This is a genomic window from Streptomyces sp. Da 82-17 (genome assembly GCF_046098215.1).
In the GTDB taxonomy this organism is placed as follows: domain Bacteria; phylum Actinomycetota; class Actinomycetes; order Streptomycetales; family Streptomycetaceae; genus Streptomyces.
Genome location: NZ_JBJURH010000021.1, coordinates 123741 through 135495, shown reverse-complemented (window position 1 = coordinate 135495; position 11755 = coordinate 123741). Strand labels below are relative to the sequence as shown.

Annotated in this window: 11 protein-coding genes; 7 read left to right on the top strand and 4 right to left on the bottom strand. The window is 73.2% G+C overall.

Annotation, left to right across the window (positions count from 1 at the left end):
• Nucleotides 1-8 precede the first annotated feature (8 nt).
• Both ACIDOF_RS29605 and ACIDOF_RS29600 read right to left on the bottom strand, forming a co-directional pair.
• Complete coding sequence (locus ACIDOF_RS29605; protein ID WP_409009212.1) at nt 9-584, bottom strand: TIGR03086 family metal-binding protein; 576 nt, start codon at nt 582-584, stop codon at nt 9-11.
• Nucleotides 585-590: 6 nt separating this feature from the next.
• On the bottom strand, nt 591-815 hold the full coding sequence (locus ACIDOF_RS29600) for a DUF6158 family protein (RefSeq protein WP_409009211.1): 225 nt from the start codon (nt 813-815) through the stop codon (nt 591-593).
• Between the two features lie 164 nt (nt 816-979).
• Between ACIDOF_RS29600 and ACIDOF_RS29595 the strand changes: the two genes are divergently transcribed.
• Nucleotides 980-1792, top strand: a complete 813-nt coding sequence (locus tag ACIDOF_RS29595) for a PTS sugar transporter subunit IIA (protein WP_409009210.1) — start codon at nt 980-982, stop codon at nt 1790-1792.
• Nucleotides 1793-1795: 3 nt separating this feature from the next.
• Complete coding sequence (locus ACIDOF_RS29590; protein ID WP_409009209.1) at nt 1796-3349, top strand: PTS ascorbate transporter subunit IIC; 1554 nt, start codon at nt 1796-1798, stop codon at nt 3347-3349.
• A 136-nt stretch (nt 3350-3485) separates the two neighbouring features.
• Here ACIDOF_RS29590 and ACIDOF_RS29585 read toward each other — a convergent pair whose 3' ends face one another.
• A complete protein-coding gene (locus tag ACIDOF_RS29585) occupies nt 3486-5105 on the bottom strand; it encodes an ABC-F family ATP-binding cassette domain-containing protein (RefSeq protein ID WP_409009208.1) in 1620 nt (539 codons plus the stop codon).
• A 178-nt stretch (nt 5106-5283) separates the two neighbouring features.
• On the opposite strand from ACIDOF_RS29585, the gene ACIDOF_RS29580 reads away from it, so the two are divergent.
• From ACIDOF_RS29580 to mdlC, 4 genes are all read left to right on the top strand, one after another.
• A complete protein-coding gene (locus tag ACIDOF_RS29580; protein WP_409009207.1) occupies nt 5284-6093 on the top strand; it encodes a class I SAM-dependent methyltransferase in 810 nt (269 codons plus the stop codon).
• 125 nt (nt 6094-6218) lie between these two features.
• Nucleotides 6219-7169: an ABC transporter substrate-binding protein gene (locus tag ACIDOF_RS29575; protein ID WP_409009206.1), complete on the top strand. Its 951-nt coding sequence runs from the start codon at nt 6219-6221 to the stop codon at nt 7167-7169.
• A 16-nt stretch (nt 7170-7185) separates the two neighbouring features.
• Nucleotides 7186-7965 carry an ABC transporter permease gene (locus ACIDOF_RS29570; protein ID WP_409009205.1) on the top strand — a complete coding sequence of 260 codons (780 nt, stop codon included), beginning with the start codon at nt 7186-7188 and terminating at the stop codon, nt 7963-7965.
• 48 nt (nt 7966-8013) lie between these two features.
• Entirely contained in the window at nt 8014-9618 is a 1605-nt protein-coding gene (gene mdlC / locus ACIDOF_RS29565; RefSeq protein WP_409009204.1) for a benzoylformate decarboxylase, read from the top strand.
• A gap of 170 nt (nt 9619-9788) precedes the next feature.
• Here mdlC and ACIDOF_RS29560 read toward each other — a convergent pair whose 3' ends face one another.
• On the bottom strand, nt 9789-10142 hold the full coding sequence (locus tag ACIDOF_RS29560) for a VOC family protein (protein WP_409009203.1): 354 nt from the start codon (nt 10140-10142) through the stop codon (nt 9789-9791).
• Nucleotides 10143-10349: 207 nt separating this feature from the next.
• On the opposite strand from ACIDOF_RS29560, the gene ACIDOF_RS29555 reads away from it, so the two are divergent.
• Complete coding sequence (locus ACIDOF_RS29555; RefSeq protein WP_409009202.1) at nt 10350-11750, top strand: NAD(P)/FAD-dependent oxidoreductase; 1401 nt, start codon at nt 10350-10352, stop codon at nt 11748-11750.
• The last annotated feature ends 5 nt before the right edge of the window (nt 11751-11755 follow it).

The following is an 11755-nucleotide window of genomic DNA, read 5'->3' as shown; positions in this document are numbered from 1 at the left end:
GGACGGGGCTAGGGACGGCGCCCCAACAGGCACAGCAATTTCGTCTGCACATCCGCCCCCGGAGGCGGCTCCACCGGCGGGCCGAACAACCCACTCTTGGCGAGATCCGCCGCGTACGGCGACACCTCCCGTACCGCGAAGTCGACCAGCGGCCGCGGCAGTTGCTCCTCGGCGCCGATCGCCCGGGACAGGTCCCAGGCGTGCACGACCAGGTCGGTGATCATCTGCCCGCAGTAGTGCCCGGCGGGGCTCGGCCCGTACGACAGGTGTACGGAGCGGTCGAGCGCGCCGGGTTCGGCGAACGCCGCGCGGGCCCCCTCCGCGGCCTTGTCCCAGGTGGCGACGGGGTCGTCGCCGAGGACGTCACCGTCGTACGCCGTGCCGACGGACGCGATCGTCGCGCCGTCCCGTACGAGGTGCGGCACCCAGAGCTGTTCGGCGGTGAGGTGGTTGACGAGATCGCGCACGGACCAGTCGGTGCAGGGGGTGTCGGCGCCCCACTGGTCGTCGGAGACCTGGTGCACGCGGTCGGTGAACACGTCGAGCGCCTCGGAGTGCCGGGCGAGCAGTGTCTCGTGTGCCATGGCGGGTCATTCTCCCCTCGACCGCGCGCCCTCGCGGGTGCGGGCTGCGGCGATCGGCCGGTTCGGGTGGCGGCGCAGATACTCGTTCTCCAGCGCGGTCTGCCGCTGGGTGTGGGCCGTGAGAGCCTCGTCGGAGGCGTGCAGGAGTGTGTCGTGGCGGGTGTTGTGCAGCGTCTGCAGTTCCCGCAGCAGCGTCCGGTCGTCGAGCTGTGCGGGGTCCACTCCGGTCATGGCCGTCTCCTTCGGGGCGTCGGGCGCGGTGCCCGTGATGCCTACTCTCCACGGGTACCCGGGCCGCACCGATCACGCACGGCGAGGCCACCCGCTGCGGTGGGTCCCGGAAGATCCCTTACGACGGGGTCCCCGGCTCGCTCTCCCGTGCGAGGATCCGTCCCATGGCTGAGCTGAGTGATCTGCTTCCCGTGGAGGCGGTGCGGCTCGACGTCCGCGCGGCCGGCTGGCGGGACGCGGTGCGTGCCGCGGGCGACCTGCTGGTGGCGACGGGCGCGAGCACCGAGGCGTACACCACGGAGATGATCGACAACGTCGCTGCGAACGGCCCGTACATCGTGGTCGCCCCCGGTTTCGCCTTCGCGCACGCGCGGCCCTCGCCCGCCGTGCTGCGGACCGGGATGGCGTGGGTGCGGCTGGCCGAGCCGGTGGAGTTCGGGCACGAGGCGAACGACCCGGTGGAGCTGGTGGCGGGCCTCGCCGCGCGGGACGCGAGCGAGCACACCGCGGCGATGGCGGCCCTGGCCCGGCTGCTCGGCGACCCGGCGACGGCGGCCGCCCTGCGCGAGGCGCCCACCCCGCAGGCGCTGCACGCGGTGCTCGGCGGAAACCCCGGCGGGACCGGGTCCGGGACCGGGACCGGGACCGGGAGCGTGCGCGTCCGGCACGGGATGCACAAGATCCTCACCGTCTGCGGCAACGGCGTCGGCACCAGCCTGTTCCTGAAGAACACCCTGGAGCAGGTGCTCGACCGCTGGGGCTGGACCCCGTACGTGACGGTGGAGGCCACCGACACCATCTCCGCCAAGGGCAAGGCGTCCGAGGCCGTCGCGATCCTCACGTCGCGGGAGATCGCGCGCACGCTCGGCGACGTGGGCGTGCCGGTGCGGGTGGTCGAGGACTTCACCTCGGCGAAGGAGGCGGACCGGGTGCTCCGCGACACGTACGACGTGACCGGCACGGACGGAGGTGAGTGACGCGTGGACGTGCTCGTGTCGATCGCGAAGTTCCTCGTCAACGAGATCCTCAGCGTTCCCGCGTATCTGATCGGCCTGATCACCGCGGCGGGGCTGATCGCGCTACGGAAACCGGCCGGGCAGGTCGTCGGCGGGGCCATCAAGGCGACGCTGGGGTTTCTGCTGATCGGGGCGGGCGCGGGCCTGGTCGTCAGCTCGCTCGCGCCGCTCGGCGAGATGATCCAGGGCGCCACGGGCGCGCACGGCGTGATCCCCACCAACGAGGCGATCGTCGGCATCGCGCAGGCCGAGTACGGGGCGCGGGTGGCGTGGCTGATGATCCTCGGCTTCGCGGTGAGCCTGCTGCTCGCGCGGTTCACGCCGCTGCGCTACGTGTTCCTGACGGGCCATCACATGCTGTTCATGGCCACGCTGTTGACGATGGTCCTGGCGTCCGCAGGGCACGGTTCGGTGGTCGTGGTGCTGGTCGGCGGTGTGCTGCTCGGCATCATGCTGGTCGCGATGCCCGCGTTCGCGCACCCGTGGACGAAACGCGTGACCGGCAACAACACCGTGGCGATCGGGCACTTCGGCACCGCCGGGTACATCGCGGCGGGCGCGGCCGGGCAGCTGGTCGGGAAGCGCAGCCGGTCCACGGAGGACATGAAACTGCCGGAGGGGCTGCGGTTCCTGCGCGACTCGATGGTGGCGACGGCCCTGTCGATGCTGCTCATCTATCTGGTCATGGCGATCGTGTTCCTCCTCAAGGCCGGCGAGAAGGCCGCGTTCGAGGCGTTCGCGAGCGACGGGGGCACGGCGGCGACGGACGTCGGGAACTACCTGATGCAGTCGGTCATGCAGGGCCTGCAGTTCGGCATCGCCGTCGCGGTCATCCTGTTCGGCGTCCGCACGATCCTCGCCGAGCTGGTGCCCGCGTTCCAGGGCATCGCGCAGCGGCTGGTGCCGGGTGCGGTGCCGTCGCTCGACGCGCCGATCGTCTTCCCGTACGCGCAGAACGCGGTGCTCATCGGGTTCGTCTCCAGCTTCGTCGGGGGCCTGGTCAGCCTCGGGCTGCTGTCCGCGGTGTTCAACCCGGCGTTCGGTCTCGCGCTGGTCCTGCCGGGTCTCGTACCGCACTTCTTCACGGGCGGCGCGGCCGGAGTGTTCGGCAACGCGACGGGCGGGCGGCGCGGGGCGGTCGTCGGGGCGTTCCTCAACGGCGTGCTCATCACGTTCCTGCCGGCGCTGCTGCTGAAGGTGCTCGGCGCGTTCGGCGAGGAGAACACGACGTTCGGCGACGCGGACTTCGGGTGGTTCGGCGCGCTGGTCGGCAACGCGGCGAAGGGGGGTTCGGTCGGCGGGGTCGTGCTGATGCTGGCGGTCGGGCTCGTGGTGCTGGGGGCGGCGGTCGTGGTGCAGCGGCGGGTGGTGGATGCGGGGTGGGTTCCGGGGGCGGGGCGGGATGCGTACGTTCCGCGTGGGGCGCCGGACGAGGGGGCGGCCCCCTCGGCCCCCCGTACGTACGCGAAGCTCGCCCCACCGGAGGGCGCCCCGAAGCCCCCGCCTCCGCCGGGGTAGGACGCGCCTGCGGCGCCTTTGTTCCCCACCCCGCCCCTTCCCGAGAGCCTCCGGCGGTGCTCGTTCGGCTGCGGCGCCGTCGTGGCTGGTCGCGCAGTTCCCCGCGCCCCTTTCGGGGCACGGGGAGAGGAAAGACTCAGCGTTGGCGTTGGACGCGGCGTTCGTCCCAGACCGGTTCCTGGGTCTCGCGTACGTGGCCGTCCGAGCCGAACACCAGGTAGCGGTCGAAGGCGCGGGCGAACCAGCGGTCGTGGGTGACGGCGAGGACCGTGCCCTGGAAGGACTCCAGGCCTTCCTGGAGGGCCTCCGCGGACTCCAGGTCGAGGTTGTCCGTCGGCTCGTCGAGCAACAGGGCCGTGCAGCCCGCCAGTTCGAGCAGCAGGATCTGGAAGCGGGCCTGCTGGCCGCCGGAGAGCCGGTCGAAGGTCTGCTCGGCCTGGGCGGTCAGCTCGTACCGCCGCAGTCGTGACATCGCGGCCCCGCGGTCCTGGGCGTGTTCGCGCCACAGGACGTCGAGGAGCGTACGGCCGAAGAGCTCCGGGTGCGCGTGGGTCTGCACGAAGTGGCCGGGGACGACGCGCGCCCCGAGCTTCCACTCCCCGGTGTGCGCCACGGAGTCCCCGGCGAGGAGCCGCAGGAAGTGCGACTTGCCGGAGCCGTTGGAGCCGAGCACGGCGACCCGTTCGCCGTAGAACACCTCCAGGTCGAACGGTTTCATCAGGCCGGTGAGTTCGAGCCCGGCGCAGGTGACCGCGCGGACGCCGGTGCGGCCGCCGTGCAGGCGCATCGTGATGTCCTGCTCGCGGGGCGGCTCGGGCGGCGGTCCGGCTTCCTCGAACTTGCGGAGCCGGGTCTGCGCGGCCGCGTACCGGGAGGCCATCTCGTGGCTGACGGCGGCCGCCTGGCGGAGGTTGATCACGAGCTTCTTCAGCTGGGCGTGCTTCTCGTCCCAGCGGCGCCGCAACTCCTCGAAGCGGGCGAAGCGTTCGCGTCGCGCCTCGTGGTACGTGGAGAAGCCGCCGCCGTGCACCCACGCGTCGGCGCCCGCGGGGCCCGGCTCCACGCTGACGATCTTCTCGGCGGCGCGGGCGAGGAGTTCACGGTCGTGGGAGACGAAGAGGACGGTCTTGCGGGTCTCCCGCAGCTTCTCCTCCAGCCAGCGCTTGCCCGGCACGTCCAGGTAGTTGTCGGGCTCGTCGAGCAGCAGGACCTCGTCGGGGCCGCGCAGCAGCGACTCCAGGACGAGGCGTTTCTGCTCGCCGCCGCTGAGGGTGCGCACGTCGCGGAACTGGGCCTTGTCGTAGGGCACGCCGAGGGCGGCCGTGGTGCACATGTCCCAGACCGTCTCCGCCTCGTACCCCTGCGCCTCGGCCCAGTCGGAGAGGGCCTGCGCGTACTGGAGCTGGGCGGCCTCGTCGTCGACGGTCATGATCAGGTGCTCGGCGGCGTCGACGGCCTGCGCGGCCTCGCGGATGCGCTGCGGGGCGACGGACACGAGCAGGTCGCGGACCGTCGTCTCGTCGCGCACGGAGCCCACGAACTGCGGCATGACGCCGAGGCCGCCGGTGACGGTGACGGAGCCGCCGTGCGGCTTGAGCTCGCCGGAGAGCAGCCGCAGCAGGGTCGTCTTGCCCGCGCCGTTCGGGCCGACGAGCGCGACGACCGCGCCCTCACCCACCCGGAACGAGACGTCGCCGAGCAGCGTGCGCCCGTCGGGGAGGTGGTACTCGAGGTGTGCGGCTTCCAGATGACCCATGGTTCCGCATTCTCGACGGGCGGCGGCGAGCGGGGCAAACGCGTTTCCCGACCCAGCCATGGTGTCCACATGGCAAGACGATGGGTCTCATTATTCGACATGATCGCGTACGGTGCTGTCATCGCCCCCGGGCCGTACGGGCCCTGGGTTCGTCGCGTTCGAGTGAGGAGACCGCGCCATGTCGAAGGAGACCGCCGTCTACACCCACGGGCACCACGCGTCCGTGCTGCGCTCGCACACCTGGCGGACCGCCGCCAACTCCGCCGCGTATCTGCTCGGCGAGCTCAAGCCGCACATGGCCGTCCTGGACGTCGGCTGCGGTCCCGGCACGATCACCGCCGACCTGGCCGCCCTCGTCCCCGAAGGCCGGGTCACCGGCGTCGACGCGGCGCCCGGCATCCTCGACCGGGCCCGCGCCACGGCGGCCGAACGCGGCCTGGACAACGTGGAGTTCGCGGTCGCCGACGTGCACGCGCTCGACTTCCCGGACGCCACGTTCTGCGTGGCCCACGCCCACCAGGTGCTGCAGCACGTCGGCGACCCGGTGCAGGCGCTGCGCGAGCTGCGGCGCGTGGTGAAGCCCGGCGGCATCGTCGCCGTACGGGACTCCGACTACGCGGCGATGACCTGGTACCCGCAGGTGCCGGGCCTCGACGACTGGCACGGGCTGTACCAGCGGGTGGCCCGGGCCAACGGCGGCGAGCCGGACGCGGGCCGCAGGCTCAAGTCCTGGGCGCTCGAGGCCGGGTTCACGGACATCACGGCGACGTCCTCGACCTGGACGTACACCACGGACGAGGAGCGCGCCTGGTGGAGCGGCCTGTGGGCGGAGCGCACCACGGACTCCGCGTACGCCCGCCGCGCCACCGAGGGCGGGCACGCGGACGAGGCGCAGCTGGCGGAGATCGCGGACGCGTGGCGCACGTGGGGCGAGGCGCCGGACGGCTGGTTCGCGGTGCTGCACGGGGAGCTGCTCTGCCGGGTCTGAGCACCCCTCCGCCCTGGGGAACAGGAACCGACACGCGGCCGGAAAGCACCCCTGGCAGTTGATTCAGTGAGCAACTAGCCTCGCCGAGCATGCAGCCTCAACTGGGTTCGGCACGGGGAAAGTTGATGGCCACGACGGCCGCGACCGTCGGGCTCGCGCTGGCGGCCGCCGGTTGCTCCGGGTCCGGGGAGAGATCCGGCGGCAAGGCGGGCGGCCTGGAGAAGAGCACGGTGACCGTCGCCTCGCTGCCGCTGGTGGACGTGGCGCCGCTGCATGTCGCCCTCGACCGGAAGCTCTTCGAGAAGGAGGGGCTGACGGTGCGGGTCAAGCCCGTGCAGCAGTCCGTGCAGGCCCTGCCCGCGCTCGCCAACGGGCAGCTCGACGTCATCGCCGGCGCCAACTACGTCACGTTCCTGCAGGCCCGCGAGAAGGGAACGCTCGCACCACGGATCCTCGCCGAGGGCGCCACGCTCTCGGCGGGGATGATGGACGTCGTCGTACCGAAGGACTCCCCGATCAAGGACGCCGCCGACCTCAAGGGCAAGTCGGTGGCGGTGAACATCCTCAACAACATCCAGTCGCTCACCTTCGACGCGGTGCTGGCGCAGCGGAAGGCCGGGCCGGTGAAGTACCGGCAGATCCCGTTCCCGCAGATGGGCGTCGCCCTGGAGGAGAAGCAGGTGGACGCCGCGCATGTCGCGGAGCCGTTCCTGTCGGACCTGAAGAGGAAGCTCGGCGCGCGCGTCGTCGCCGAGGGCGGGGCGTCCCCCGTCGAGGGCCTGCCGATCAGCGGGTACGTCAGCACCGACACGTTCGCCGAGCAGAACCCGCGTACCGCCGCCGCGTTCGGGCGGGCGATCCGCAAGGCGCAGGCGCTCGCCGAGCGGGACCGCGCGGCGGTCGACGCGGTCCTCCCCGGGTACGCGCGCATCAGCCCCGAGCAGGCCCGCGACCTGACCCTGCCCGGCTACCCGGACGACACGGACCCGGCGCGGCTGCGGAAGCTGGTCGACCTGATGGTGCGGGACGGGCTGCTGAAGAAGCCCGTCGAACCGGCCGAGCTGACGGGCCGTTGAGGGGCGGGCGGCGCCGGTGACGCATCTGCACCGCTGGGGCGTGCTCGTCCTGGCCGTCCTCGCCTGGCAGTTGACGGCCGGGGCGCACGGCAGCGTGTTCTTCCCGCCGCCCGCGACGATCGCCGCGCACATGCACGGAATGTGGTTCGACGGGCCCGTCGCGCACGCCTTCCTGTCCGACACGGCGGTCGGGAACATCCTGCCGAGCGTCGCCCGGATGGGCGCCGGGTTCCTGATCGCCGCAGCGCTCGGCGTGGCCCTCGGCCTGGCCGTCGGACGGTCCGCGTACGCGCACGCGGCGCTCGACCCGGTGCTGCAGTTCGCCCGCGCGGTGCCGCCGCCCGCGCTGGTGCCGGTGTTCGTGGTGTTCCTGCAGTTCGGTACGCAGATGCAGGTGACGTCCATCGTGTTCAGCGCGGTGTGGCCGGTGCTGATCAACACGGCGGAGGGGGCGCGGTCCGTGGACCCGGTGCAGCTGGAGACGGCCCGGGTGTACGGGCTCGGCGGGCTGCAGCGGGTGCGGCTGCTGCTGATCCCCGCCGCGCTGCCGAAGATCTTCGCGGGCCTGCGGCTCTCGCTGTCGCTGTCGCTGATCCTGATGGTCTTCTCCGAGCTGCTGCCCGGCACGGCCGACGGGCTCGGCTTCCAGCTCACCGACGCGCAGAGCCGCTCCGACCTGCTGACCGTCTGGTCGGTGATCGTGCTCCTCGGCGTCCTCGGGTACCTGTGCAACGCGGCGCTGCTCGCGGTGGAGCGGCGGGCCCTCGCGTGGCACACGGGGGCGCGGGGCGGCTGACCCCGTACGGCCTGTGACCATCTCCCCTTCGGAGCAAAGGAGTTGCCCATGACGACAGCACCGACGACGACCGTGCGGGAAGCGGTCCTCGACCTGTGCCGCCGCACCGGCATGACCACGGTGTTCGGCAACCCCGGCTCCACGGAGCTGCGCATGCTCCGCGACTGGCCCGCCGACTTCCGATACGTGCTCGCGCTGCAGGAGTCCCTGGCCGTCGCGATGGCCGCCGGGCACGCGCTCGGCACGGGCCGCGCCGGGCTTGTGAGCCTGCACTCGGCGGGCGGGGTCGGACACGGCCTGGGCGCGGTGTTCAACGCGTACCGCGACCGAGTGCCCGTGGTGGTCGTCGCCGGGCAGCAGTCCCGCTCGCTGCTGCCCCTGCACCCGTTCCTCGGCGCCGACGAACCCGCCGAGTTCCCGCGCCCGTACGTGAAGTGGAGCCGCCAGACCGCGCGGGCCGAGGACGTACCGGCCGCGCTCGCCGAGGCGCACCGGGTGGCGATGACGCATCCGCGCGGGCCGGTGTTCCTGTCCGTGCCGGAGGACGACTGGGACGCGCCCGCCGCGCCCGTGCCGCCGCGTGCCGTGCACGGCGCCTTCACGGCCGCCCCGGACGCGCTCGCCGAGCTCGCCGCCCGCCTCGACGACTGCGCGCGGCCCGCGCTGGTCGTCGGGCCGGGCGTGGACGACGAGGGAGCGGTCGACGCGGTGGTGGCGCTCGCCGAGCGGACCCGTGCCGGGGTGTGGATCAGCCCGATGTCGGGCCGCTCCGGCTTCCCCGAGACGCATCCGCTGTTCCAGGGCTTCCTGCCGCCGGTGCGCGGGCAGTTGGCGGACCGGCTCGCCGGGCACGACGTGGTGGTGGCGCTCGGCGCGCCGCTGTTCACGTACCACGTCAGCGGCGACGGGCCACTGCTGCCCGACGACTGCGAGCTGTTCCACCTCGACTGCGACCCGGCGCAGGCGGCGTGGCTGCCGGTCGGCACGAGCGTCCTGACGACGCTGCGGGCTGGCGTGGAGAGCCTCACGTCGCTGCTGAAACCGACGACCCGCCCCACGCCTCCCCCGCGCCCGCAGGTCGCGCGGGCGGTGCCGACGGACCCGCCGTCCGCCGCGTACGTCCTGGACGCCCTGGCCGAACTGCTGCCGCCGGAACGGGTGTTGGTGGAGGAGGCGCCCAGTCACCGGGAGGCGCTGCACGCGCGGGTGCCGGTCCGGCGGGCCGGGGCGTTCCTCACCACCGGCAGCGGCGCCCTCGGCTGGGGCCTGCCCCTGGCCGTCGGCCGTGCGCTCGCCGGGGACGGGCGGGTGGTGTGCGTGGTGGGCGACGGGTCGGCGCTGTACTCGGTCCAGGCACTGTGGACGGCGGTACGGCACCGCGCTCCGGTCACGTTCGTGCTGCTCGACAACGGGGGATACGAGGCCGTCAAGGCGCTGGGGCGGCGGCTCGGGGCGGAGTCCGTGCCGGGCACGGACATCACCGGGATCGACTTCCCGGCCCTCGCGACGTCCTTCGGCTGCCCGTCCACGGAGATCGAGACCCCGGAACGGCTTCGGCCCGAGTTGCTGCGGGCGCTGGAACCTGCCGGTGGGGGGCCGGTGTTGGTACGGGTACGAGTCCGACGCGAGACCGGTTCCGCCTACCCCGACTGACGTCCCCCAGGGGGCTCCGCCCCGGCCCCCGGCTCCTCAATCGCCGGAGGGGCTATCGGGGTGCGTCGTGGGTGAGCTGTGCCCCGACAGGGGCGCGGGGAACTGCGCGAGCGACCACGACGGCGCGGCAGCCGAAGAGAAACCGGGGGCGGGGCGCAGCCCCGAAAAGCTCAGGCCACCGGCTTGCGGTCCGCGTACTCGAAGATGGAACCGTCCGGGTGCAGAGCGATCAGATTGCGGCCGACCGGCGTCGCCACAGGCCCCGCGACGACCTGTGCCCCGGACGCGGTGAGCGTCTTGTGCGCCTCGTCGACATCCGGCACAGCCACCGTCGCCGTCACCTTCCGCAACACGTCCAGCTCGGCCGCGGGCCCGCTCATCAGGAGGAAGCAGCCGACGGCGGCCACGGACACCCCGCCGCGGTCGAACCGCTGCGCCGCGGTGCCGGTCAGCTGCTCGTAGAACGCGACGGCGGCGTCCAGGTCCTCGACGCAGATACGCAGCGTGGTTCCCAGGATCTCCATACGGGGCAGGGTAGTTGGCCCCACCGGAACGTGTGATCGTTTCGACCGGATCGGGCCGCACGGGACCGCCCCGAACCTCCCTCGACCTCCCCGGCCCTCCCCCGGCCCTCGACGACCAGGGCGCCCCACATCCCGTATGTCCACGTTTGGCGCCTGCCCCCAGGGGCACCCGGAGCCGGGTCCGACCGCAACCCCCGGAGGCGTTCCGTGAGCCGATCCCGTGTCGTCGTCGTAGGGGCCGGCTTCGCCGGTTACCGGGCCGCCCGCACGCTCAGCAGGGTGGCCCACGACCGGGCCGAGGTCGTCCTGCTCAACCCCACCGACTACTTCCTGTATCTGCCCCTGCTCCCCCAGGTCGCCACCGGCGTGCTGGAACCACGCAGGGTCACCGTCTCCCTGCCCGGCACCCTGCCCCGCGTACGGCTCGTGCTCGGCGAGGCGGACGAGGTGGACCTGGACGGGCGGCGCGTGCACTACCGGGACCCGGAGGGCGGGCGCGGGCAGCTCGCGTACGACCGGCTGGTCCTGGCCGTCGGCAGCGTCAACAAACTGTTGCCGGTGCCGGGGGTCGCGGAGAACGCGCACGGCTTCCGCGGCCTGCCCGAGGCGCTCTACCTGCGCGACCACATCACCCGGCAGCTGGAGCTCGCGGCCGCCGCCGACGACCCGGGCGAGTGCCGGGCCCGCTGCACCTTCGTGGTGGTCGGCGCGGGCTACACCGGCACCGAGGTCGCCGCGCAGGGCAAGCTCTTCACCGACGCGCTCGCGGCGAAGCGTCCGCTGCGCGCGGGCGTCGAGCCGAGCTGGCTGCTCCTGGACATCGCCGACCGCGTCCTACCCGAGCTCGACCCGCGGCTCTCCCGTACGTCCGCCCGGGTCCTGGCGCGCCGCGGTGTGGAGGTGCGCACGGGCACGTCCGTCGAGAAGGCCACTCCGGAGGGGGTGCGCCTGGACGACGGGCGGTTCGTGCCGAGCCGCAGCCTGATCTGGTGCGTCGGCGTGCGCCCGGACCCGCTGGTCGCCCAGCTGGGGCAGCCCGTCGAGCGCGGCCGGCTGCTCGTCGACCCACAGCTGAACGTGCCCGGCAGGCCGGAGGTGTTCGCGTGCGGTGACGCGGCGGCCGTGCCCGATCCGGACGAGCCGGACACGTACGCGCCGATGACCGCTCAGCACGCCTGGCGGCAGGGGGCCGTCGCCGGGCGGAACGTCGCGGCGTCCCTCGGCGTCGGCACGCCGATCGTGCACCGGCACCGTGACCGCGGCTTCGCCGTCGACCTGGGCGGGGTGCGGGCCGCCGCCAACCCGTGGGGCGTGCCCCTCGCCGGCCCGCTCGCCGCCGCCGTGACCCGCGGCTACCACCTCGCCGCGCTGCCCGGCAACCGCGTCCGCGTCGCCGCCGACTGGCTGCTCGACGCCGTACTGCCGCGCCAGGCCGTGCAGTTGGGGCTGGTCAGGGCCGCCTCGGTGCCGCTCGACACGGACGCCCCGGAACTCGCCCGCGTACCGGTCCCGGACACGTCCGCCGACTCCTCCGCGGGCACCACCCCGAACACCTCCGCGGGCACCTCCGCCGGTACGTCCCCGCAGCCGGACGACAGGAAGGACTGAGCCCG

What these genes read in the sequence shown, in the direction of transcription:
- ACIDOF_RS29605 (WP_409009212.1), bottom strand. Translation starts at nt 584, where the DNA reads ATGGCACACGAGACACTGCTCGCCCGGCACTCCGAGGCGCTCGACGTG.
- ACIDOF_RS29575 (WP_409009206.1), top strand. Translation starts at nt 6,219, where the DNA reads ATGGCCACGACGGCCGCGACCGTCGGGCTCGCGCTGGCGGCCGCCGGT.
- ACIDOF_RS29585 (WP_409009208.1), bottom strand. Translation starts at nt 5,105, where the DNA reads ATGGGTCATCTGGAAGCCGCACACCTCGAGTACCACCTCCCCGACGGG.
- mdlC (WP_409009204.1), top strand. Translation starts at nt 8,014, where the DNA reads ATGACGACAGCACCGACGACGACCGTGCGGGAAGCGGTCCTCGACCTG.
- ACIDOF_RS29600 (WP_409009211.1), bottom strand. Translation starts at nt 815, where the DNA reads ATGACCGGAGTGGACCCCGCACAGCTCGACGACCGGACGCTGCTGCGG.
- ACIDOF_RS29560 (WP_409009203.1), bottom strand. Translation starts at nt 10,142, where the DNA reads ATGGAGATCCTGGGAACCACGCTGCGTATCTGCGTCGAGGACCTGGAC.
- ACIDOF_RS29580 (WP_409009207.1), top strand. Translation starts at nt 5,284, where the DNA reads ATGTCGAAGGAGACCGCCGTCTACACCCACGGGCACCACGCGTCCGTG.
- ACIDOF_RS29595 (WP_409009210.1), top strand. Translation starts at nt 980, where the DNA reads ATGGCTGAGCTGAGTGATCTGCTTCCCGTGGAGGCGGTGCGGCTCGAC.